This window comes from Citrobacter sp. RHB36-C18, assembly GCF_013814485.1.
Taxonomy (GTDB): domain Bacteria; phylum Pseudomonadota; class Gammaproteobacteria; order Enterobacterales; family Enterobacteriaceae; genus Citrobacter; species Citrobacter braakii.
Genome location: NZ_CP057125.1, coordinates 3,963,231 through 3,986,960, shown reverse-complemented (window position 1 = coordinate 3,986,960; position 23,730 = coordinate 3,963,231). Strand labels below are relative to the sequence as shown.

The following is a 23,730-nucleotide window of genomic DNA, read 5'->3' as shown; positions in this document are numbered from 1 at the left end:
GTTAATGGCTAAAGAATGAATACACAACAACTGGCAAAACTGCGTTCCATCGTGCCCGAAATGCGTCGCGTTCGGCACATTCACTTTGTCGGCATCGGTGGTGCTGGTATGGGCGGTATTGCCGAAGTTTTGGCCAATGAAGGTTATCAGATCAGCGGTTCTGACTTAGCGCCGAATCCTGTGACGCAGCAGTTGACGAATCTGGGTGCCACGATTTTCTTCAACCATCGCCCGGAAAACGTGCGCGATGCGAGCGTGGTGGTGGTATCCAGCGCTATTTCTGCGGATAACCCGGAAATTGTTGCAGCGCATGAAGCACGTATTCCGGTGATTCGTCGTGCTGAAATGCTGGCGGAGTTAATGCGTTTTCGTCACGGTATTGCTATTGCCGGGACGCACGGTAAAACCACGACTACGGCAATGGTCTCCAGCATCTACGCGGAAGCGGGTCTGGATCCCACTTTTGTCAACGGCGGTCTGGTGAAGGCCGCAGGCGTGCATGCGCGCCTGGGTCATAGCCGTTATTTGATTGCCGAAGCAGACGAGAGCGACGCGTCGTTCCTGCATTTGCAGCCGATGGTGGCGATTGTCACCAATATCGAAGCTGACCACATGGATACCTACCATGGCGACTTCGAAAATTTAAAGCAGACGTTTATTAATTTCCTGCATAACTTGCCGTTTTATGGGCGTGCGGTGATGTGCGTTGACGATCCGGTGATCCGCGAACTGTTACCGCGAGTTGGCCGTCAAACCACAACCTATGGTTTCAGTGATGATGCCGATGTGCGCGTTGAAGATTACCAGCAGATTGGTCCACAAGGACACTTCACGCTGGTGCGTCAGGGGATGGCCGATTTACGTGTTACGTTAAACGCGCCGGGTCGTCACAATGCACTGAACGCGGCGGCGGCAGTGGCGGTCGCGACGGAAGAAGGTATTGAAGACGACGCTATTCTGCGCGCGCTGGAAAGTTTCCAGGGTACCGGACGTCGTTTTGACTTCCTCGGCGAATTCCCGCTTGAGCCGGTGAACGGTAAAGCCGGGACCGCGATGCTGGTTGATGATTATGGCCACCACCCAACGGAAGTGGACGCTACGATTAAAGCCGCGCGCGCGGGTTGGCCGGACAAAAACCTGGTGATGCTGTTCCAGCCGCACCGGTTTACGCGTACTCGCGATCTGTACGACGACTTTGCCAACGTGCTGACCCAGGTCGATGCGCTGTTGATGCTGGATGTGTATGCCGCGGGCGAAGCCGCGATTCCGGGGGCCGACAGCCGCTCGTTGTGCCGTACGATTCGTGGCCGCGGTAAGATCGATCCGATTCTGGTATCCGACCCGGCCCAGGTGGCAGAAATGCTGGCACCCGTATTAACCGGCAACGATCTGATTTTGGTGCAGGGCGCTGGAAATATCGGCAAAATCGCGCGTTCCTTAGCTGAAATCAAACTGAAGCCGCAAAACCCGGAGGAAGAACAACATGGCTGATAAAATCGCGGTCCTGTTAGGGGGAACCTCCGCTGAACGTGAAGTATCGCTGAATTCAGGCGCGGCCGTATTGGCAGGGTTACGCGAAGGTGGTGTAGATGCCCATCCGGTTGACCCTAAAGAGGTCGATGTCACTCTTCTGAAATCTATGGGGTTTCAGAAGGTGTTTATTGCGCTGCACGGTCGTGGCGGTGAAGATGGCACATTGCAGGGCATGCTGGAGCTGATTGGCCTGCCGTATACCGGCAGCGGCGTCATGGCTTCCGCGATTTCAATGGACAAACTTCGCAGCAAGCTGCTGTGGCAGGGCGCAGGTTTACCCGTCGCCCCATGGGTTGCGCTGACCCGCGCTGAGTTCGAAAAAGGTCTTAGCGATGAATCAGTTACAAAAATTTCTGCGTTAGGCTTGCCGTTGATTGTAAAGCCAAGCCGTGAAGGTTCCAGCGTAGGGATGTCAAAAGTTGAAGAAGAAAATGCTTTGCAGGGTGCATTAGCATTGGCTTTTCAGCATGATGAAGAAGTACTGATTGAAAAATGGCTCAGTGGCCCGGAATTTACAGTTGCGATACTTGGCGAAGAAATTTTACCGTCAATACGTATCCAACCCGCGGGAACCTTCTATGATTATGAGGCGAAGTATCTCTCTGATGAGACACAATATTTCTGCCCTGCTGGTCTGGAAGTCGAACAAGAAGCCTTTTTACAGGAATTAGTCCTGAAAGCGTGGACTGCATTGGGCTGTAAAGGTTGGGGTCGCATTGACGTCATGCTGGACAGCGATGGCCAGTTTTATCTGCTGGAAGCGAATACCTCTCCGGGTATGACCAGCCACAGTCTGGTGCCGATGGCGGCGCGTCAGGCGGGCCTGAGCTTCTCGCAGTTGGTGGTAAGAATTCTGGAGTTGGCGGACTGATATGTCGCAGGCTGCGCTGAACACGCGAAACGGTGATGAAGAAGAAGTAAACTCCTCACGCCGCAATAATGGAACGCGTCTTGCAGGAATACTGTTCCTGCTGACAGTGCTGTGCACCGTGTTTGTCAGCGGCTGGGTAGTGTTGGGATGGATGGAAGATGCGCAGCGCCTGCCATTGTCAAAACTGGTGTTAACCGGTGAACGGCATTACACGCGCAATGATGATATCCGTCAGTCCATCCTGGCGCTGGGCGCTCCGGGAACATTTATGACTCAGGATGTGAACATCATCCAGAGTCAGATTGAACGCCTCCCCTGGATCAAACAGGCGAGCGTCAGAAAGCAATGGCCTGATGAATTGAAGATTCATCTGGTTGAATATGTGCCAATAGCGCGTTGGAATGACCAACATATGGTGGATGCTGAAGGAAATACCTTCAGTGTCCCAACCGGTCGGGCCAATAAGCAGGTATTACCTATGTTGTACGGACCGGAAGGCAGCGCAAGTGAAGTGCTGCAAGGGTTCCGCGATATGGGGCAGGTGCTGGCTAAGGACAGATTCACCCTGAAGGAAGCGGCAATGACCGCTCGTCGTTCCTGGCAGTTGACGCTGAATAACGATATTAAGCTGAATCTGGGCAGGGGCGATACGATAAAACGTTTGGCTCGCTTTGTGGAACTCTACCCGGTTTTACAGCAGCAGGCGCAAACCGATGGCAAACGGATTAGCTACGTTGATTTGCGTTATGACTCAGGAGCGGCAGTAGGCTGGGTTCCCTTGCCTCCTGAGGAATCTAATCAGCAACAGAATCAGGCACAGGCAGAACAACAATGATCAAGGCGACGGACAGAAAACTGGTAGTTGGACTGGAGATTGGCACCGCGAAGGTAGCCGCTTTAGTAGGGGAAGTTCTGCCCGACGGTATGGTCAATATCATTGGCGTGGGCAGTTGCCCATCGCGAGGTATGGATAAAGGCGGGGTGAATGACCTTGAGTCAGTGGTGAAGTGCGTACAGCGCGCCATTGACCAGGCTGAACTGATGGCAGATTGCCAGATCTCTTCAGTGTATCTGGCGCTTTCCGGTAAACATATTAGCTGTCAGAATGAAATTGGTATGGTGCCCATTTCCGAAGAGGAAGTGACGCAGGAAGATGTGGAAAACGTGGTACATACGGCAAAATCCGTACGCGTTCGCGATGAACATCGTGTTCTGCACGTCATCCCGCAGGAATACGCCATCGACTACCAGGAAGGTATCAAAAATCCGGTCGGTCTTTCCGGTGTGCGTATGCAGGCAAAAGTCCATCTTATTACCTGCCACAACGACATGGCGAAGAATATTGTCAAAGCCGTTGAACGTTGTGGTCTGAAAGTTGACCAACTGATTTTTGCCGGGTTGGCAGCCAGTTATTCCGTATTGACGGAAGATGAACGTGAACTGGGTGTCTGCGTGGTGGATATTGGTGGTGGTACAATGGACATCGCCGTTTATACTGGCGGGGCGTTGCGCCACACTAAAGTTATCCCTTATGCAGGGAATGTCGTGACCAGCGATATCGCGTATGCCTTTGGTACGCCGCCGAGCGATGCTGAAGCCATCAAAGTGCGTCATGGCTGCGCATTGGGTTCCATCGTGGGTAAAGACGAGAGCGTTGAAGTGCCAAGCGTTGGTGGTCGTCCGCCGCGTAGCCTGCAACGTCAGACTCTGGCAGAGGTCATTGAGCCGCGTTATACCGAGCTGCTCAACCTGGTCAACGAAGAAATTTTGCAATTACAAGAACAGCTTCGCCAGCAGGGTGTGAAACATCATCTGGCGGCGGGGATTGTGTTAACCGGCGGCGCTGCGCAAATTGAAGGTCTTGCGGCCTGCGCACAGCGCGTGTTCCATACACAAGTACGTATTGGCGCACCGCTGAATATTACCGGTCTGACGGATTATGCCCAGGAGCCGTATTATTCAACGGCGGTGGGGCTGCTGCACTACGGGAAAGAATCCCATTTAAGTGGTGAGGCTGAAGTAGAAAAGCGCGTAACTGCCTCGGTCGGATCGTGGATCAAGCGACTGAATAGCTGGTTACGTAAAGAGTTTTAATTTTTAAAGAGACCGACGCAAATTAACGGTCTCAGGCGACAGGCACTACACAAAGTCATTCAAGTTGCATCGCGGCGGCAACTGAGCGAATCTCCTGGAGCATAGTTTACTATGTCACGGGAGTGAGTGAAGGCAGCCAACAAAGAGGCGGCTTGAAGGATGAAGTGTAAAACGGAGAGAGAAACTATGTTTGAACCTATGGAACTAACCAACGACGCGGTGATTAAAGTCATCGGCGTCGGTGGCGGCGGCGGTAATGCCGTTGAACACATGGTGCGTGAGCGCATCGAAGGTGTTGAATTCTTCGCGGTGAATACCGACGCTCAGGCGTTGCGTAAAACGGCGGTTGGACAGACCATTCAGATTGGTAGCGGCATCACCAAAGGTCTGGGCGCGGGAGCAAACCCGGAAGTCGGTCGTAATGCGGCAGACGAAGATCGCGAAGCTCTGCGCGCAGCGCTTGACGGCGCAGACATGGTGTTTATCGCAGCTGGCATGGGTGGCGGTACCGGTACCGGTGCAGCGCCAGTGGTAGCTGAAGTCGCAAAAGATTTAGGTATCCTGACCGTTGCTGTCGTGACTAAGCCTTTCAACTTTGAAGGCAAGAAGCGTATGGCATTCGCGGAGCAGGGTATCACCGAACTGTCCAAACACGTGGACTCTCTGATCACTATCCCGAACGACAAACTGCTGAAAGTACTGGGCCGTGGTATCTCCCTGCTGGATGCATTTGGCGCAGCGAACGACGTGCTGAAAGGCGCAGTCCAGGGTATCGCTGAACTGATTACTCGTCCGGGCCTGATGAACGTCGACTTTGCAGACGTGCGCACCGTGATGTCCGAAATGGGCTACGCGATGATGGGTTCTGGCGTGGCGAGCGGTGAAGACCGTGCAGAAGAAGCGGCTGAAATGGCTATCTCTTCTCCGCTGCTGGAAGATATCGATCTGTCCGGCGCACGCGGCGTGCTGGTTAACATTACTGCGGGCTTCGACCTGCGTCTGGATGAGTTCGAAACCGTGGGTAACACGATTCGTGCCTTTGCATCGGATAACGCAACTGTGGTTATCGGTACCTCTCTGGACCCGGATATGAACGACGAACTGCGCGTGACCGTTGTTGCGACTGGAATTGGTATGGACAAGCGTCCTGAAATCACTCTGGTGACCAACAAACAGGTACAGCAGCCGGTAATGGATCGTTACCAGCAGCACGGTATGGCGCCGTTGACGCAAGAGCAGAAACCGGTAGCGAAAGTGGTTAACGACAATACGCCGCAAGCCACGAAAGAGCCGGATTATCTGGATATCCCTGCATTCCTGCGTAAGCAAGCTGATTAAGAATTAGCTGGAATTTGGGAATTGTGGCTCTTTGTGCTAAACTGGCCCACCGAATGTATAGTACACTTCGGTTGGATAGGTAATTTGGCGAGATTATACGATGATCAAACAAAGGACTCTTAAACGTATCGTTCAGGCGACTGGCGTCGGTTTGCATACCGGCAAAAAAGTCACCCTGACATTACGCCCTGCGCCGGCCAACACCGGGGTCATCTATCGTCGCACCGACTTGAATCCTCCGGTAGATTTCCCGGCCGATGCCAAATCTGTGCGTGATACCATGCTCTGTACGTGTCTGGTCAATGAGCATGATGTGCGGATTTCAACCGTAGAGCACCTTAATGCTGCTCTGGCGGGCTTAGGTATCGATAACATCGTTATTGAAGTTAACGCCCCGGAAATCCCGATTATGGATGGCAGTGCCGCTCCGTTCGTTTACCTGCTGCTTGATGCAGGTATTGAAGAACTGAGCAGCGCCAAAAAATTTGTTCGCATCAAAGAGACCGTTCGTGTCGAAGATGGCGATAAGTGGGCTGAGTTTAAGCCGTATAATGGTTTTACGTTGGATTTCACCATCGACTTTAACCATCCGGCGATCGACTCCAGCACGCAGCGCTACGCGATGAACTTCTCTGCGGATGCGTTCATGCGCCAGATCAGCCGCGCGCGTACTTTCGGCTTCATGCGTGATATCGAATATCTGCAGTCCCGCGGCCTGTGCCTGGGCGGCAGCTTCGATTGTGCCATCGTTGTTGACGATTATCGCGTATTGAACGAAGACGGCCTGCGTTTTGAAGACGAATTCGTTCGTCACAAAATGCTCGACGCGATTGGTGACTTGTTCATGTGTGGTCACAACATTATTGGTGCATTCACCGCGTATAAATCCGGTCATGCACTGAATAACAAACTATTGCAGGCAGTCCTGGAAAAACAGGAAGCCTGGGAATATGTGACCTTCCAGGACGATGCAGAACTGCCGTTGGCGTTCAAAGCACCTTCGACTGTACTGGCATAACGACATACGCTGTCGCATAAATTCGACTGGTAAATCTGGCACTCTCTCCGGCCAGGTGAGCCAGTCGTTTTTTTTATCTTCCGATTGCAAAACCACCTTATCTGAAGCGACTTTTTCCCCACCGACAGATTAAAACACCGTTCGATCGCTGCTTTCTTAAGCATATTTACCCGCGACTTGCTGTCATTACTGCTGTGGAGCGTACGCTTTAATGGTAATATTTATGCGCAAAAAAATGGTTTTGCATTTGTAACCCCAAACGCAGGGTATATCAGGTGGCAATAACGTGAGTGGAATACTGACGCGTTGGCGACAGTTAGGCAGACGGTACTTCTGGCCGCATCTCCTGTTGGGGATGGTCGCGGCTAGTTTTGGCCTGCCTGCGCTCGGTAATGCTGCTGAACCTAATACTCCCGCGAAGGCGACCGCCAGCAATCACGATCAATCTGCCAAAGTTAACTTTAGCCAGCTTGCTTTGCTGGAGGCGACCAATCGCCGCCCGAATTTTACCGTTGACTACTGGCATCAGCATGCCATTCGTACGGTCATTCGCCATCTTTCTTTTGCCATGGCTCCTCAGGCGCTGCCTGTTGCCGAAGAGCCGTTGCCAATCCAGGCGCACCATCTTGCGTTACTGAATACGCTCAGCGCGATGCTGACGCAAGAAGGCAGACCGCCCGCGACCGTGAGTCGCGTGACATATGCCCATTTTACCTCTCAGGCCGCATTTAGCGTTCCGGTCTGGATCAGCCAGCTGCAGGGTATCCGTGCTGGCCCTCAACGCCTCAGCTAAAAAAGAACCTTCCAACTTATAATTTTTGACTCCGCACCGCGGGGCGTTTGAGATTTTATTATGCTAATCAAATTATTAACAAAAGTATTCGGTAGCCGTAACGAGCGTACGCTGCGTCGTATGCGTAAAGTGGTCAATGTCATCAATGCAATGGAACCGGAGATGGAAAAACTCTCCGATGATGAACTGAAAGCGAAGACCGCTGAATTCCGCGCCCGTCTGGAAAAAGGCGCCAGCGTTGAAAGCCTGATCCCGGAAGCGTTCGCGGTGGTCCGCGAAGCGAGTAAGCGTGTGTTCGGCATGCGTCATTTCGACGTACAGCTGCTGGGTGGTATGGTGCTTAACGATCGCTGCATCGCGGAAATGCGTACCGGTGAAGGTAAAACCCTGACCGCAACGCTGCCAGCCTACCTCAACGCCTTAAGCGGGAAAGGTGTACACGTGGTTACCGTGAACGACTACCTGGCTCAGCGTGACGCCGAAAATAACCGCCCGCTGTTTGAATTCCTCGGCATGACCGTGGGTATCAACATGTCTGGCCTGCCTGCGCCAGCCAAGCGTGAAGCCTACAATGCCGATATTACTTACGGTACTAACAACGAATACGGCTTTGACTACCTGCGCGACAACATGGCGTTTAGCCCGGAAGAGCGCGTTCAGCGTAAACTGCACTATGCGCTGGTTGATGAAGTCGACTCCATCCTGATCGATGAAGCGCGTACGCCGCTGATCATTTCCGGTCCGGCTGAAGACAGCTCGGAAATGTATAAAAAAGTGAACAAAATCATCCCGCACCTGATTCGTCAGGAGAAGGACGATTCCGACACGTTCCAGGGGGAAGGCCACTTCTCTGTTGATGAGAAAGCGCGCCAGGTCAACCTGACCGAACGTGGTCTGGTACTGATTGAAGAGCTGTTGGTTAACGAAGGCATTATGGATGAGGGCGAGTCGCTGTACTCTCCGGGCAATATTATGCTTATGCACCACGTGACTGCTGCACTGCGCGCGCACGTGTTGTTTACCCGCGACGTTGACTATATCGTGAAAGACGGCGAAGTTATCATCGTCGACGAACACACCGGTCGTACTATGCAGGGCCGCCGCTGGTCCGATGGTCTGCACCAGGCTGTTGAAGCCAAAGAAGGCGTAGATATCCAAAACGAGAACCAGACGCTGGCATCCATTACCTTCCAGAACTACTTCCGTTTGTACGAAAAACTGGCCGGTATGACCGGTACAGCAGATACTGAAGCCTTTGAATTCAGCTCCATTTACAAACTGGATACCGTTGTTGTGCCGACCAACCGCCCGATGATCCGTAAGGATTTACCGGATCTGGTGTACATGACTGAAGCGGAAAAAATTCAGGCGATCATTGAAGATATTAAAGAGCGTACCGCAAATGGCCAGCCGGTGCTGGTTGGTACTATCTCTATTGAAAAATCGGAAGTGGTTTCTAACGAGCTGAACAAGGCGGGTATCAAACACAACGTTCTGAACGCCAAGTTCCACGCCAACGAAGCCGCAATCGTCGCCCAGGCGGGTTATCCGTCCGCAGTGACTATCGCGACAAACATGGCAGGTCGTGGTACCGATATCGTGCTGGGTGGTAGCTGGCAGGCGGAAATTGCCGAGCTGGAGGACCCGACTCCAGAACAAATCGCGCAGATCAAAGCCGAGTGGCAGGTTCGCCATGATGCGGTGTTAGCTGCAGGCGGTTTACATATTATCGGTACCGAGCGTCACGAATCTCGTCGTATAGATAACCAACTGCGTGGTCGTTCTGGTCGTCAGGGGGATGCGGGGTCTTCTCGTTTCTATCTGTCGATGGAGGATGCGCTGATGCGTATTTTTGCTTCTGACCGCGTGTCCGGCATGATGCGTAAACTGGGCATGAAGCCTGGTGAAGCGATTGAACACCCGTGGGTGACTAAAGCGATTGCAAACGCGCAGCGTAAAGTAGAAAGCCGCAACTTCGATATTCGTAAGCAACTGCTGGAATATGATGACGTTGCCAATGACCAGCGTCGCGCAATCTACACCCAGCGTAACGAACTGCTGGACGTAACTGACGTTAGCGAAACCATTAATAGCATCCGTGAGGATGTCTTCAAAGCGACAATTGATGCCTATATTCCGCCGCAGTCTCTGGAAGAAATGTGGGATATCCCGGGTCTGCAGGAACGTCTGAAAAACGACTTCGATCTGGAAATGCCTATTTCAGAGTGGCTGGATAAAGAGCCTGAGCTGCATGAGGAAACGCTGCGCGAACGTATTCTGGCAAACGCCATCGAAGTTTATCAGCGTAAAGAAGAAGTTGTGGGTGCGGAGATGATGCGTCACTTCGAAAAAGGCGTGATGCTGCAAACTCTCGATTCTCTGTGGAAAGAGCACCTTGCGGCGATGGACTACCTGCGTCAGGGTATCCACCTGCGTGGTTATGCGCAAAAAGATCCGAAGCAGGAATACAAGCGTGAATCCTTCTCTATGTTTGCATCAATGCTGGAATCACTGAAGTACGAAGTGATCAGCACCCTGAGCAAAGTTCAGGTACGTATGCCTGAAGAAGTAGAAGCGATGGAGCAGCAACGTCGTGAAGACGCTGAACGTTTAGCGCAGATGCAGCAGTTGAGCCATAAAGGTGACGATTCTGCCGCGGCAGAAGAGCTGGCAGCACAAACTGGCGATCGTAAAGTGGGTCGTAACGATCCGTGTCCTTGCGGTTCCGGCAAAAAGTACAAACAGTGCCATGGCCGCCTGAGTTAAGAAAATAACTTACTGAAAAGGCGCAGAATTCTGCGCCTTTTTTATGGACTATAAAGATGAAAATACTGCAGATCGCCGTCGGGATTATTCGCAACCAGCACCATGAAATTTTTATTACCCAGCGTGCGGCTGATGCCCACATGGCAAATAAGCTGGAGTTCCCCGGCGGGAAAATTGAAGCGGGCGAAACGCCGGAGCAGGCGCTGATTCGCGAGTTACAGGAAGAAGTAGGCATTACGCCGACTCAAAGCTCACTGTTCGAAAAGCTGGAGTACCAGTTTCCGGACCGGCATATCACTCTGTGGTTCTGGCTGGTTGAAAGCTGGGAAGGCGAACCGTGGGGGAAAGAGGGGCAACCGGCGCAGTGGATTGCGCAAGATGCTCTGAATACAGAAGATTTTCCGCCTGCGAATGCGCCGGTAATTGAAAAGCTGATTGCTGGATAAAGGTGTTCGTAGGCCGGATTAGGCAACCCCACCATCCGGCAAATTAGGGCGGGGTCGCTACGCTTGCCCGCCCTACGTTTTAGCTGAATTACTTCTGCTCTTCACTCCAGTCGTCGTTTTCCGACAGATCACCAGAGCTTGGGATACGTTTCTCTTCTGCGGCCCACTCACCCAGATCGATTAACTGGCAGCGCTTGCTGCAGAATGGGCGAAACGGGCTGACTTCACCCCACACTACGGGTTTGCCGCAGGTTGGGCAGTTGACGATGGTTTGTTCAGACATGTTGACTCCTTAACAGCACGCCAGATCAAAATCGAGACGCTCAGGCACCTGGCCATTCTCGCTATCCAGCGGCATAAAGCGAATAGCAAAGCGGCTCTTATGACCAGAAATTTGCGGATAAAGCTGCGAATCAAGCGGCAACTGCAAGCGAAGCAGATCGGCATCTTCGCCGTTGTCCTGATAAAAACCATTCAAGCTGGTTTGCTTACGGAATGGCGCAGAGTTGCGAATTAAATCCAGCACCAGCGACAGTGCCTGATTGAGCGGATTCAGACTTGCAAGCCAGGTTTCAACCTGCGCGTCGCGATGCGACTGCGGTAGATGTAACCAAATATGCAGGGTCGGCAGATCGAAGCTGCAGCATCCGCCAGGAATACTTAAACGCTGACGTACAAGGCCAATCAGACGATCTTCGCGCAGCGTCTGTCCAATACGCGGAGCCGAAATCAGAATGCTGCCCGCGCTTTTTAACTGCTGGCGCAATGCGTCGATCCTGTTTTGATCGACGCCGGGAACTTCAACCCAGGCCTGGAGTTTACGCTGTTGTCTTTCCAGCTCTTTGAGGAGTTCGGTACGGACTTCGCCGCGTTCAAATACATCCAGTAAGTCTCCGATGTTGCGGAAAAAATGCAGTGCGCCTGCATGGTCCGCTATGGGTACATTAACGGAGAGCTGTTGGATTAAAAACTCAATGCGCAGCCATGTACGCATCTTCTCATTGAGAGGGTGTTCAAAAAGGACCTGGGTGTGCATTACGGTTTTTCCTGTGAGACAAACTGCAACGCGCATTGCAAATAGAGCGCGTGCAGGCGGGCGACATCCGAGGCGATGGCCTCCGGTGCGCCATTATTATCAATAACATCGTCTGCCACGGCCAGACGCGCTTCGCGCGTTGCCTGGGCAGCAAGAATTTGTTCAACATGCTCACGCGTGACGTCATCGCGCTGCATAGTGCGTCTGAGCTGTGTCTCGGGGGTAACATCCACCACGAGTACGCGGTTGGCTTTTTTATACAGCGAATTTTCCACCAGCAAAGGTACAACCCACAACAGATAAGGGGAGGTTGCTTGCTGAAACTGGCGCTGCGTTTCCTGCTGAATAAGCGGATGGAGCAAGGCATTCAGCCAGCTTTTCTCCTCAGGACTGGAAAAAATGCGTTCGCGTAAAATGCGTCGCTGCAACGATCCGTCGGTAGCTATAACTTCGGTACCAAAATGTTCTTCGATCGCCTTAAGGGCTGGGGTACCGGGTTCAACCACCTGGCGCGCAATAATATCTGCATCAATGACGTTTATTCCGAGGTCAGCGAACGCATTTGCAACGGTACTTTTACCACTGCCAATGCCGCCGGTTAAGGCTACCGTATACCTCATAGATGCAGATCCTGGAGTTTAAGTTTGATTATCAAACAGTTAAAAGTTACGCGTGCGACGGCGAGGTTGCTGCAGGATTAACCTACTATTCGCCAGGTAAATTTATGGGATTGTAGCGTAAAAAAAGAGAATTTCGCAGTCTTGCGCGGCATTGATTAGTGCGTATGATAGCGTCACTGGAGTTGTGAGTTTCGATTTTTCGCCATTAACCCCAGGAATCCGCACATGCGTATCGAAGAAGATCTGAAGTTAGGTTTCAAAGACGTTCTTATCCGCCCTAAGCGTTCTACTCTCAAAAGCCGTTCCGATGTTGAGCTGGAACGTCAATTTACCTTTAAGCACTCAGGTCAGACCTGGTCCGGCGTACCGATTATTGCCGCGAACATGGACACTGTCGGGACGTTTGCCATGGCAACGGCGCTGGCATCCTTCGACATCCTGACTGCGGTGCACAAACACTATTCTGTTGAAGACTGGACTGCTTTCATCGCAGAGAGCTCTGCTGATGTGCTCAAACACGTAATGGTTTCAACCGGCACCTCTGATGCAGATTTCGAAAAAACCAAACAGATTCTGGCGCTCAACCCGGCGCTGAACTTTATCTGCATTGATGTGGCAAATGGCTACTCAGAGCATTTTGTTCAGTTTGTGTCGAAAGCGCGTGAAGCATGGCCGACAAAAACAATTTGTGCGGGCAATGTGGTTACTGGAGAAATGTGTGAAGAGCTGGTACTTTCCGGCGCGGACATTGTTAAAGTCGGCATTGGCCCGGGTTCTGTATGTACCACACGTGTAAAAACCGGCGTTGGCTACCCACAGCTTTCTGCGGTTATTGAATGTGCTGATGCAGCTCACGGTCTGGGCGGCATGATTGTCAGTGACGGCGGCTGCACAATGCCGGGTGACGTGGCAAAAGCGTTCGGCGGTGGCGCGGACTTCGTTATGCTCGGCGGTATGTTGGCCGGTCATGAAGAAAGCGGCGGCAAAATTGTTGAAGAGAACGGTGAGAAATTCATGCTGTTCTACGGCATGAGCTCTGAATCAGCCATGACGCGTCACGTTGGTGGTGTTGCACAATACCGCGCTGCGGAAGGTAAAACAGTTAAGTTGCCTCTGCGTGGCCCGGTTGATAACACTGCACGCGATATCCTTGGCGGCCTGCGTTCTGCCTGTACCTATGTCGGTGCATCTCGCCTGAAAGAACTGACCAAACGTACAACGTTTATTCGTGTACAGGAACAAGAAAACCGCGTTTTCAATAGCCTGTAAGAACAGGTAGTACTATGACATGCCGGATAAGCTGTGCGCCATCCGGCATTTGAATTTATCCCACCCCGCTCATCGCATCTCCTAAATGAAAAATCGGCAAATACATCGCAACGACCAGCGTACCGATTATCAGCCCCGTAATGACCAGTAACGCAGGCTCGAGTAGCGCAGCCAGATTCTCTGCCTGAGACAATGTTTTCTCGCCGTGGTGATGGGCGAGATTACGCAGCATTGTATCCAGCGAGCCGGAAGCCTCACCTGTTCTGACCAACTGTATGCACAATGGGCTGAATTCACCGCAATTTTTTAGCGCTAACCAGACCGGTTTTCCGGCGCTGATATCTTGATGTACCTGCGCTAAGCGTTGCGACCAGAAAGGGTTGGCCAGCGTTTCAGTGACGCTCTCAAGGCCTTGCAGAAAAGGAATACCTGCATTTTGCGTTAACGCCAGAACAGTGAAGATCTGCGTGAGTTTTTGCCCTCTCACCATCGGTCCTATGACCGGGAAGCCGAGCAGCAATTTCTGGCGCAGAGTGAGCCAGTATGGCTGCTGCTTCGTCAGGTGATATGCCGCACCCGCTATCAGGCTGAATGCTCCCGCCAGCCATCCCCATTGGCTGCTAAAATGCGCGATGGCAATAATCCACTGAGTGAGTGCCGGTAGCGGGGTGTTAAACGTCTGGTAAATGGCGGCAAACTCAGGGAGTACAAACTGCAGCATCGCGAATACCACCATCACTGCCATCGTGATGATGAAAATCGGATAGCGTAGAGCTTTTTTAACTTTATCCGCCAGCTGCTGTTGATTCTTCTGCTGGCGAGCGAGTTCAAAGCAGCAGTCGTCCAGTTTACCCGTAAGCTCTCCGGTACGGATCATTGCCTGATAAAGAGGCGGAAAAACGTGTTGCCACTGAGATAGCGAGGTGGAGAGAGAAATACCCTGTTCCATATCGTGAGCCAGCGTGCGCAGTAGCGCTTGCCATTGGCTGCTGGGATGCTGTTCAGCCAGCAAAGCTAAACTTGCCGACAGTGTTAGCCCTGCTTTCAGCAACGTCGCCAGTTGATGTATGGTTTCAGCGCTTTTTTCACGGCTCCATTGTGAGGCTTTGACACGCATACGATTAATGCGCAGCGGCGTAATATGCCGTTGCTCGAGAGCAAGTATCAATGAGGGGCGGGTATCGGCCCAAAGTACGCCTTCCAGTGGATTACCTTCGTTGCTAATACCTTGCCAGCGCCAAAGCAGTTTAGCTGACATGGGGCATGCCCAGTACGCGTACCAACTCTTCAAATGTTGTTAACCCTTGTTCGACGGCCTTGCAACCATTTTCGAAAAGCGTGCTCATCCCCAGTTGCTGAGCATTCGATTCCACTCCGTCTACGGACGTACCGTTGGCGATGCTCTGGCGCAATGCAGGTGTAACGGGGAGAACTTCAAACAATGCCGTACGGCCATAAAATCCGTGATAGCAATGTTGGCAGCCCGGAGCCTGCCAACTAGGCAGTGGCGTAGGCCAGATCGCTTCCGGGAGCATGATCGACGTTTCCAGACGTTGTCGGCAATGGGGACACAATTTTCTCACCAACCGCTGCGCAATAACGAGCGTCAGCGCGGAGGCGATCATCCAGCGTGCAACCCCCATTTGCTGCAAGCGTATAAGTGTTTCTGTAGTGGAATTGGTATGCAGTGTTGATAGAACCAGATGACCGGTTTGTGCGGCTTTAAGGGCTATTTCGGCCGTTTCGCCATCACGGATTTCACCCACCATGATAATGTCGGGATCCTGACGCAGCAGCGCGCGCAATACTCCCTGAAAAGTGAGACCGGCACGTGGATGAATTTGTGTTTGGTTAAGACCTGCAATCGGGATCTCGACTGGATCTTCCACGCTACAGAGGTTAACGTCCGGAGTGTTTCGGGTCTGCAGCGCACTGTACAGCGTGACCGTTTTACCGCTTCCGGTTGGTCCGGTGACCAGAATCAGCCCCTGAGGCTGCTGCAACGCTTGTGAAAATGCTGCCAACTGCGCGTCCTGCATTCCCAGCGCGGTGATTTCCAGCGCTTGATCGACCTGATGCAGTAGCCGTAGCACCACTTTTTCGCCGAAACGACAGGGCAGGGTGGCGATGCGAAACGAGACCGGCTCTTCTGAAATCTCAACGGTAAATTGGCCGTCTTGCGCAAGTCGGTGCTCGGCAATATCCAGACTGCCTAAAACTTTTAGTCTGGCAGTGATGGCGATACCCATCTCGGTCGTGACGTCCGGTAAAGCATGCAGTACGCCATCCACACGTAATCTGATTCGATAGTGATTTTCCGCTGGCTCAAAATGAATATCAGAAGCCCGTTGCACCAGGGCGGATTGAAACGTCTGATTCAGCAAATCTGCTGCGCTGGCGCTGCTTTTCGTGACCACTGCCGGGAGCATTTTCTGTGGCGTATGCGTGTGGCCTTCCATTTGTTGACGCGTCCAGCAGACGATGTCGATACGTCGGGTGGTGGCAAAATGCAGTGCGTCCAGCAATTCGTGGGATGGAGCGTCCACGACGGCGATGTGCACCACTTCATTGTCTGCATCCAGTAATATTCCCTGATGACGTTGGCACAGCGCCGTAAGTTGGGTGGTATTCATCTCTTTTCCTTAATTGATATCGAAACGGAAAACGTCTTCACAGGCCTGTTGCAATGCGCTGTCATTCTGGATAACGCAGTTACGGCTCCAGCCGGTAATACCGTTGGCATTGTCCCAACCCGGCGTCATGGTGATGCTTAACCCGTTCAGGCTTTCTTGTCCGCTGAGGCTGACCACCCCTTTTTCAACGCTCATGGCTGAGACATAACGGGTGGTGGCTGGAGAAGGGATGCCATTCGTTCCGGCATCACAGGTTGTTGTTCCGCCATGCTCCAGCGCACAGAGCTCAACCGCCGTGCGATAGGGAACAAAGGTTTGCAGCATGTCTGTTAACGCGGCTTTGCGCAGATAGTTTTGATAAGCCGGAATACCGATGGCGCTAAGGATGGCAATAATGCCAATGACCACCATGAGTTCGATAAGTGTGAAGCCTCGTTGCTTGTCCATCGTTCGCTCCTTGAGTTAGCTGGCGCTACTTTGGCAAACGCTCGGGGTCACGGCGAGAGGCAAAAAACAGAACGGGAAGGCGGGTTCCGAGGATTTTTATGAAATTACAGAGTCAGACAACGTATTTGCGAAGAGGCTCGAAGAAACAGCCGTATGGCGGCGTAAACGCTTATCCGGCCGATAGAAAAACCGGCGTGATGGGCCCGATAAGTGAAAGTACTATCGGGCTAAACCATCAGTAATTAGCGAAAACGCATAGAGAGATCGAGCGCGCGAACATGCTTGGTCAGCGCGCCAACAGAGATGAAATCCACGCCGGTTTCAGCAAATTCGCGCAGAGTTTCATGAGTGACGTTACCCGACACTTCCAGACGCGCCTGGCCGTTGGTGCGTTTTACCGCTTCCCGCATTTGGTCAGTTTCGAAGTTATCGAGCATGATGATGTCGGCCCCTGCTTTCAGCGCGTCGTCCAGTTCATCCAGGCTTTCTACTTCGACTTCAACCGGCACATCCGGGTGCAGCCAGAAGGCTTTTTCAACGGCCTGACGTACCGAACCTGAAGCAATAATGTGGTTTTCTTTAATCAGGAAAGCGTCAGAAAGGCCCAGACGATGATTCGCGCCGCCGCCGCATAATACGGCGTATTTCAGCGCGGTACGCAGCCCCGGCAGAGTTTTACGTGTATCCAGCAGTTGGGTTTTTGTTCCCGCCAGCAGGTCGACATATTTACGCACCTCGCTCGCCACACCCGAAAGCGTCTGTACAAAATTAAGCGCGGTACGTTCGCCGGTTAGCAGCACGCGGGAAGGGCCGTCCAGTTCAAATAGCGGCTGATTGGCCTTAATGCTGTCGCCATCTTCGACATGCCAGGTGATGTTGACATCATCGCCAGCCAGTTGAATAAAGACCTCTTCCACCCAACGTTTTCCACAAAAAACGCCATCTTCGCGGGTGATCACGGTGGCGTGGGAGCGCATCTCCGCGGGTAAAAGCTGTGCGGTGATATCGTTATTGGCATCAACTTCTCCGCCTAAATCTTCACGCAGCGCCTGAGCTACAGCGGCAGGGATATCCAGATTTATGCGTTCCAACAGCGCGTCACGTCGGTAGTCAGGGTTATAGCGGCGAGGCGGCATGATAAAACTCCAAATTGCTAACGAATCATAAGGTGGAAACATGCTACCCTGAACCTGATATGAGCACCACCAATAAGGAGATTCTGCATGTTGTTAGACGAGGGCTGGCTGGCAGAGGCGCGACGCGTTCCCTCTCCTCATTACGATTGCCGCCCGGATGACGAAAACCCTTCTCTGCTGGTGGTGCATAATATCAGCCTGCCGCCTGGCGAGTTTGGCGGCCCGTGGATCGATGCGCTGTTTACGGGCACGATTGATCCCAATGCCCATCCTTATTTTGCCGGGATCGCCCATTTGCGCGTTTCGGCACATTGTTTAATTCGCCGTGACGGTGAAATCGTGCAGTATGTCCCCTTTGATAAACGCGCCTGGCATGCTGGCGTGTCGAACTATCAAGGCCGCGAACGCTGTAATGATTTCTCAATTGGTATTGAGCTGGAAGGGACGGATACGCTGGCCTATACCGATGCGCAGTATCAGCAACTGGCAGCCGTGACGAATGCCCTGATTACGCGTTATCCGGCCATTGCCAACAACATGACAGGACATTGCAATATTGCGCCCGAGCGTAAGACCGATCCCGGGCCCTCTTTTGACTGGGCAAGGTTTCGCGCCCTGGTCACCCCCTCGTCGCACAAGGAGATGACATGACGCTGTTTACAACATTACTGGTGTTGATTGTTGAACGCCTGTTTAAGCTGGGTGAGCACTGGCAGCTTGATCACCGGGTTGAAGCTTTTTTCCGCCGGGTGAAGCATTTTTCGATGATGCGTACGGTAGGCATGGCCCTTATTGCGATGGGGGTGACGTTCCTGCTGCTGCGCGCACTTCAAGGCCTGTTGTTTAACGTGCCTTTGCTGGTGGCGTGGATCTTAATTGGTTTGCTGTGCATCGGCGCTGGCAAGACGCGTCTTCATTATCATGCCTATCTGAACGCGGCTGCTCGCGATGACGCTCACGCCCGTGAAGCGATGGCCAGCGAGCTGACCCTGATTCATGGGATTCCGCCTGAGTGCGATGAGCGTGAGTTCTTGCGCGAACTGCAGAACGCGCTGTTATGGAACAACTTTCGTTTTTATCTGGCGCCGTTATTCTGGCTGATTGTCGGTGGCCCGTGGGGACCGGTGACGCTGGTGGGTTATGCCTTTCTACGTGCCTGGCAGTCTTGGCTGGCGCGCTATCAGACGCCACACCAGCGTTTGCAATCAGGTATCGATGCGATCCTGCATGTGCTGGACTGGATCCCGGTGCGCCTGGCGGGTGTCGTCTATGCGCTGCTGGGGCACGGCGAGAAGGCGTTGCCTGCCTGGTTTGCGTCGCTGGCGGATCTGCATACTTCGCAATATCAGGTGCTTACTCGCCTTGCGCAGTTTTCTTTAGCGCGTGAACCACATACCGATAAAGTCGCAACGCCAAAAGCCGCGGTTTCGATGGCGAAGAAGACCTCGTTTGTGGTGGTGGTGGTCATTGCCGTGTTGACCATTTATGGCACATTAATTTAAGCCATTATTGGTGGATGGCGCTGCGCTTATCCGTCGAGGAAAAAAATTGGCCCGGTCGCTTTGTGCTTGCGGGCCAATCTTTCAAAGCGTATCAGCAGGCGGGATGCCAAAATCTGGCATCCCGTTTTCGTTCCAGCGCACCAGCTTCAGACGAGTGTGGCGGTTTGGATCGTATAGCGGATCGCCCTCGATTTCAGTGTAATTTCTCGCGTGGTACACCAGCACATCTTCACCTTCCGGCGTTTGCGTAAAGCTGTTGTGCCCCGGCCCGTATTGGCGGTTTTCGTAGCTGGTGGTAAAGACCGGGCGCGGCGATTTGTGCCAGTTCTGCGGGTTGAGCGGATCGGCATTGAGATCAATCCACAATAATCCCATACAGTAGTTCTCATCGGTGGCGCTGGCGGAATAGCTGATAAACAGCTTATCGCCGTGAACCATGACGGCCGGGCCTTCGTTGACCCAAAAACCCCGGCATTCCCAGTCATACTCTGGATGACTGAGCATTACCGGCTCGCCTTTAATCGTCCATGGATTTTCCAGTTCGGCGAGATAGATATTGGAGTTTCCGGCGATATCGGGGGATTTCTGCGCCCACAGATACCACTGTTTTCCCTGATGGTTAAAGGTGGTGGCATCGAGCGCGAAGGTATCAAACTGCGTTTTAATCTGCCCTTTCTCTGTCCATTGGCCGGTCAGCGGATCGGCGTCTGCACATTCGAGCGCAAACATACGGTGCTGGAACATCCCCAGCTTGTCGAGCGCCTGTATGTGGGCGGCGGCAAAATATATGTACCACTTGCCTGCCAGATGATGGATCTCAGGTGCCCAGATCAACTGGCTCATGGGGCCGTTTTCTGGTTTGCGCCAGACGACAACCGGGACGGCGGTGCGTAACCCTTCCAGCGAGTCCGCCCGGCGGATCTCCAGACGATCGTATTCGGGCACTGAAGCAATGAAATAGTAGTGGCTACCGTCACGTAAAATAAACGGGTCGGCACGCTGTTCAATAAAGGGGTTTGGCCACTGATTCATTAGGCTTTCCTTACGTTTTCAGTCGTTTTTATATCGTGGTACTCATTCAGTTCACGGTAGTTGGCGCGGCGCTTTTCTAAATCTGTCTGGATTTGTTGCATAAACTCGCGGTCAACTTTCAGCAGACGAACTACGCCTGCGGTAATCAGGTAGCCTACACCCGGTATGATGGTAAACAGCAGCATAATACCGTTAATGGCGGAGTCGCTTTGCGCTTTCGCCCCTGCGTCGTAGCCGTACCAGGAGAGCAGGAAACCAACCATCGCTCCGGCAATCGCCAGGCCCAGTTTCAGGAAGAACAGGTTGCCGGAGAAGCTGATTCCGGTGATACGTTTACCGGTTTTCCACTCGCCGTAGTCATCGACATCTGCCATCAGCGACCAGTGCAGTGGGGATGGGATCTGGTGCAGAATGTTGAGCAGGAAGTAAAGCACCATAATCATCATGGTGGCTTTAGGATCGAAGAAGTAAAACGCGCCGGAGAAAATCGCCAGGATGATATTGGTCCAGAAGAAGACTTTCAGTTTGCACCAGCGATCGGTTAACACCTTCGCCAGCATGCTGCCGATCATCATGCCCACAACGCCAAGACTGATAAACAACGTTGCGAACTGCGTGCTTTGCTGCATAACCCAGGTTACGTAGTACATGGTGGCGGCCATGCGAATAAAGCCCGGACAGACGTTGCACAGAGTTAACAGCAGGATTTTTACCCACTGATCGTTCTTCCATACGTCTTTTAGGTCGGCTTTTAAATCGTCGTTAGTCGGGACGGCAGGACGTACGCGCTCACGGACGGTTGCAAAGCAAAACAGGAACATACACATGCCGATGAAGGCCAGCACTGCCATCGCCATCTGATAGCCTTTAGCTTTGTCTTCCCCGCCAAACCAGTCCGCCATTGGCAGTAAGGTGAGGGAGAGCAGCAGGGTTGCAATTCCTACCAACACAAAGCGATATGACTGGCAGGCGACACGTTCCTTTGGATCGTTAGTGATGACGCTGCCGAGCGAGCAGTAAGGGATGTTGATCGCCGTATAGGTGATAGAGAGCAGGAAGTAGGTGACGAACGCATAGATTACTTTGCTGTTATATGTCCACTCAGGGGTGGTAAACATGAGTACGCTAAATAATGCGTATGGGAAAGCCATCCACAAAAGCCATGGACGAAATCGACCATATTTGCTGCGGGTGCGGTCGGCCATCGCGCCCATAATAGGGTCGGTAACGGCATCTATAACGCGTACTGAGAGCAGTAACACGCCGACCAGGGCCGGTGCCAGGCCAAAAATATCTGTGTAAAAATAGTTAACAAACAACATGATGGCGCCAAAGATGATGTTGCATCCGGCGTCGCCCATTCCATAGCCGATCTTTTCTTTCACCGTGAGCTTACTGGTTTCCATCAACTGCACTCCATTAATAAGATATGGAGATAATTATTGTCTGGCAGAGGTGTTTTTGCGTTGCAGGATAACGCCAGTGATATGGACGAAACAGTCGTGAGTGGGAAAGTGTGAGGCAGGTAACAACCCCCACCTGATGCAGGTGGGGGAGGGAGAATTAATGCGCTTTAGCTACTTTGGCGGTTTTCTGTTTGCACAAATAGCCGATGCCAAGAATGGCTATCCATACCGGGATTAAGTACACCGAAATCGCCATGCCCGGCGTCATCAGCATAATCACCAGCACTGCAGCCATGAAAATCAGACATACCCAGTTACCAAGCGGATAGAGCAGCGCCGGGAAACGGGTGGTAACGCCTTGCTGCTGTTTGGCTTTGCGGAACTTCATGTGCGCCAGGCTAATCATTGCCCAGTTGATCACCAGTGCGGAAACCACCAGCGCCATCAGCAGGCCAAAGGCGGATTCCGGTGCCAGATAGTTGATCAGTACACACAGAGCCGTAACCAGCGCGGAGACCAGAATGGTGTTCACCGGTACGCCGCGTTTGTCGACGTTCATTAGCGCTTTTGGCGCGTTACCCTGCTGTGCCAGACCGAACAGCATGCGGCTGTTGCAGTATACGCAGCTGTTATAGACAGAAAGGGCAGCGGTCAGCACTACGATGTTCAGTGCATTGGCAACAAAGGTGTCGCCCAGCTCGTGGAAAATAAGGACAAACGGGCTGGTATCAGCCGTGACGCGCGTCCACGGCATCAGGGAAAGCAGAACAGCCAGCGAACCTACATAGAAAATCAGGATACGGTAGATAACCTGGTTGGTTGCTTTGGGAATGCTTTGCTCCGGGTTATCGGCTTCTGCTGCGGTGATCCCGACCAGCTCCAGCCCACCGAAAGAGAACATAATAATAGCCATCATCATCACCAGACCGGTGAAGCCGTGCGGCAGGAAGCCCCCCTGGCTCCACAGGTTACTGACGCTGGCCTGCGGGCCGCCGTTGCCGCTAAACAACAACCAGCCGCCGAACAGAATCATCGCAACCACGGCAATGACTTTAATAATGGCGAACCAGAACTCCATTTCCCCAAACACTTTCACGTTGGTCAGGTTGATGGCGTTGATCAGCACGAAGAAGGCTGCAGCTGAAACCCAGGTGGGGATATCCGGATACCAGAACTGGATGTATTTACCTACGGCAGTCAGTTCAGCCATGGCAACCAGGACGTACAGTACCCAATAGTTCCAGCCAGAAGAGAAGCCCGCAAAACCGCCCCAATATTTATAAGCAAAGTGGCTAAAGGAGCCTGCAACCGGCTCTTCAACCACCATTTCACCTAATTGACGCATAATCAAAAAGGCGATAAAGCCGGCAATTGCGTAACCCAGAATAATACCCGGTCCTGCAGACTGGATAACGGATGCGCTACCGAGGAATAACCCGGTACCAATCGCGCCACCCAGCGCGATTAGCTGTATATGGCGGTTCTTAAGACCGCGCTTGAGCTGATCGCCATGCTGTTGACTTTCCATCATTAAACCTCGTGTGTGGTTTTACTCTTCATATTTCGAGTGCTTATTTTTTGAACTACGCAGCAATGCGTGTGTAAGTTTGCAATTCCGTTTGTTGTATTTATTTGTTTACAGATGCTTTAGATAAAATATTGCCTCAATGCTTTTGTCTTGATCAGAATAATGATATGTGAGCGCGAATGCACCTGCTTTATGCGGGCAAGATGACGAGTTGAATAAAAAGAAACCATTTGTAAATGCGAGTTTATCTACCACAAAATTT

Annotated in this window: 22 protein-coding genes; 12 read left to right on the top strand and 10 right to left on the bottom strand. The window is 52.4% G+C overall.

Annotated elements, in window-relative coordinates:
* Positions 1-15: 15 nt before the first annotated feature.
* From murC to mutT, 9 genes are all read left to right on the top strand, one after another.
* A complete protein-coding gene (gene murC / locus HVZ52_RS19010; RefSeq protein ID WP_016151698.1) occupies positions 16-1,491 on the top strand; it encodes a UDP-N-acetylmuramate--L-alanine ligase in 1,476 nt (491 codons plus the stop codon).
* A complete protein-coding gene (locus tag HVZ52_RS19005) occupies positions 1,484-2,404 on the top strand; it encodes a D-alanine--D-alanine ligase (protein WP_181598590.1) in 921 nt (306 codons plus the stop codon). Before murC ends, HVZ52_RS19005 begins: the two co-directional genes overlap by 8 nt.
* A 1-nt stretch (position 2,405) precedes the next feature.
* Positions 2,406-3,239, top strand: coding sequence for a cell division protein FtsQ (gene ftsQ, locus HVZ52_RS19000; RefSeq protein ID WP_003018758.1), 834 nt, complete (start codon positions 2,406-2,408; stop codon positions 3,237-3,239).
* Positions 3,236-4,498 (top strand): cell division protein FtsA, encoded by a 1,263-nt coding sequence (gene ftsA / locus HVZ52_RS18995; RefSeq protein ID WP_003018755.1) that lies wholly within the window; start codon positions 3,236-3,238, stop codon positions 4,496-4,498. The genes ftsQ and ftsA overlap by 4 nt, the downstream gene beginning before the upstream one ends.
* Positions 4,499-4,684: 186 nt before the next feature.
* The gene (gene ftsZ / locus HVZ52_RS18990; RefSeq protein ID WP_181598589.1) at positions 4,685-5,836 is read left to right on the top strand and encodes a cell division protein FtsZ; all 1,152 of its coding nucleotides are present in this window, start codon (positions 4,685-4,687) and stop codon (positions 5,834-5,836) included.
* Positions 5,837-5,936: 100 nt separating this feature from the next.
* Positions 5,937-6,854 carry a UDP-3-O-acyl-N-acetylglucosamine deacetylase gene (gene lpxC, locus HVZ52_RS18985; RefSeq protein ID WP_181598588.1) on the top strand — a complete coding sequence of 306 codons (918 nt, stop codon included), beginning with the start codon at positions 5,937-5,939 and terminating at the stop codon, positions 6,852-6,854.
* 286 nt (positions 6,855-7,140) lie between these two features.
* Positions 7,141-7,647: a secA translation cis-regulator SecM gene (gene secM, locus HVZ52_RS18980; protein ID WP_029139762.1), complete on the top strand. Its 507-nt coding sequence runs from the start codon at positions 7,141-7,143 to the stop codon at positions 7,645-7,647.
* Positions 7,648-7,707: 60 nt separating this feature from the next.
* Positions 7,708-10,413 carry a preprotein translocase subunit SecA gene (gene secA / locus HVZ52_RS18975; protein ID WP_016151702.1) on the top strand — a complete coding sequence of 902 codons (2,706 nt, stop codon included), beginning with the start codon at positions 7,708-7,710 and terminating at the stop codon, positions 10,411-10,413.
* Between the two features lie 56 nt (positions 10,414-10,469).
* Positions 10,470-10,859, top strand: a complete 390-nt coding sequence (gene mutT / locus HVZ52_RS18970) for an 8-oxo-dGTP diphosphatase MutT (RefSeq protein WP_016155691.1) — start codon at positions 10,470-10,472, stop codon at positions 10,857-10,859.
* An 88-nt stretch (positions 10,860-10,947) separates the two neighbouring features.
* Here the strand turns inward: mutT and yacG are convergent, their stop codons facing one another.
* Genes yacG through coaE form a run of 3 tightly spaced genes read right to left on the bottom strand, consistent with a single transcriptional unit; the run spans position 10,948 to position 12,515 of the window.
* On the bottom strand, positions 10,948-11,142 hold the full coding sequence (gene yacG, locus HVZ52_RS18965) for a DNA gyrase inhibitor YacG (protein ID WP_016151704.1): 195 nt from the start codon (positions 11,140-11,142) through the stop codon (positions 10,948-10,950).
* 9 nt (positions 11,143-11,151) lie between these two features.
* Entirely contained in the window at positions 11,152-11,895 is a 744-nt protein-coding gene (zapD, locus tag HVZ52_RS18960) for a cell division protein ZapD (protein WP_016151705.1), read from the bottom strand.
* Positions 11,895-12,515: a dephospho-CoA kinase gene (coaE, locus tag HVZ52_RS18955; protein ID WP_046275369.1), complete on the bottom strand. Its 621-nt coding sequence runs from the start codon at positions 12,513-12,515 to the stop codon at positions 11,895-11,897. Before coaE ends, zapD begins: the two co-directional genes overlap by 1 nt.
* A 225-nt stretch (positions 12,516-12,740) precedes the next feature.
* Between coaE and HVZ52_RS18950 the strand changes: the two genes are divergently transcribed.
* Complete coding sequence (locus tag HVZ52_RS18950) at positions 12,741-13,784, top strand: GMP reductase (protein WP_019078378.1); 1,044 nt, start codon at positions 12,741-12,743, stop codon at positions 13,782-13,784.
* Between the two features lie 55 nt (positions 13,785-13,839).
* On the opposite strand, the gene hofC is transcribed toward HVZ52_RS18950, so the two are convergent.
* The 4 genes from hofC to nadC all read right to left on the bottom strand — a co-directional run bounded on the left by hofC (position 13,840) and on the right by nadC (position 18,000).
* Positions 13,840-15,042, bottom strand: a complete 1,203-nt coding sequence (gene hofC / locus HVZ52_RS18945; RefSeq protein ID WP_181598587.1) for a protein transport protein HofC — start codon at positions 15,040-15,042, stop codon at positions 13,840-13,842.
* Positions 15,032-16,417: a type II secretion system protein GspE gene (gene gspE, locus HVZ52_RS18940; RefSeq protein WP_181598586.1), complete on the bottom strand. Its 1,386-nt coding sequence runs from the start codon at positions 16,415-16,417 to the stop codon at positions 15,032-15,034. The genes hofC and gspE overlap by 11 nt, the downstream gene beginning before the upstream one ends.
* A 9-nt stretch (positions 16,418-16,426) precedes the next feature.
* Positions 16,427-16,864 (bottom strand): prepilin peptidase-dependent pilin, encoded by a 438-nt coding sequence (ppdD, locus tag HVZ52_RS18935; RefSeq protein ID WP_016151710.1) that lies wholly within the window; start codon positions 16,862-16,864, stop codon positions 16,427-16,429.
* 242 nt (positions 16,865-17,106) lie between these two features.
* Positions 17,107-18,000, bottom strand: coding sequence for a carboxylating nicotinate-nucleotide diphosphorylase (gene nadC, locus HVZ52_RS18930; protein ID WP_016151711.1), 894 nt, complete (start codon positions 17,998-18,000; stop codon positions 17,107-17,109).
* An 87-nt stretch (positions 18,001-18,087) separates the two neighbouring features.
* Here nadC and ampD point away from each other — a divergent pair, with 87 nt between their 5' ends.
* Together ampD and ampE are read left to right on the top strand one after the other, a co-directional pair.
* Positions 18,088-18,651: a 1,6-anhydro-N-acetylmuramyl-L-alanine amidase AmpD gene (gene ampD, locus HVZ52_RS18925; protein ID WP_016151712.1), complete on the top strand. Its 564-nt coding sequence runs from the start codon at positions 18,088-18,090 to the stop codon at positions 18,649-18,651.
* On the top strand, positions 18,648-19,502 hold the full coding sequence (ampE, locus tag HVZ52_RS18920) for a beta-lactamase regulator AmpE (RefSeq protein WP_016155697.1): 855 nt from the start codon (positions 18,648-18,650) through the stop codon (positions 19,500-19,502). Before ampD ends, ampE begins: the two co-directional genes overlap by 4 nt.
* A gap of 81 nt (positions 19,503-19,583) precedes the next feature.
* Here ampE and HVZ52_RS18915 read toward each other — a convergent pair whose 3' ends face one another.
* From HVZ52_RS18915 to aroP, 3 genes are all read right to left on the bottom strand, one after another.
* The gene (locus tag HVZ52_RS18915; RefSeq protein WP_181598585.1) at positions 19,584-20,534 is read right to left on the bottom strand and encodes a family 43 glycosylhydrolase; all 951 of its coding nucleotides are present in this window, start codon (positions 20,532-20,534) and stop codon (positions 19,584-19,586) included.
* Positions 20,534-21,940 carry an MFS transporter gene (locus tag HVZ52_RS18910; RefSeq protein WP_016151715.1) on the bottom strand — a complete coding sequence of 469 codons (1,407 nt, stop codon included), beginning with the start codon at positions 21,938-21,940 and terminating at the stop codon, positions 20,534-20,536. Before HVZ52_RS18910 ends, HVZ52_RS18915 begins: the two co-directional genes overlap by 1 nt.
* Positions 21,941-22,097: 157 nt before the next feature.
* Positions 22,098-23,471 carry an aromatic amino acid transporter AroP gene (gene aroP / locus HVZ52_RS18905; RefSeq protein WP_085951098.1) on the bottom strand — a complete coding sequence of 458 codons (1,374 nt, stop codon included), beginning with the start codon at positions 23,469-23,471 and terminating at the stop codon, positions 22,098-22,100.
* Between the last annotated feature and the right edge of the window lie 259 nt (positions 23,472-23,730).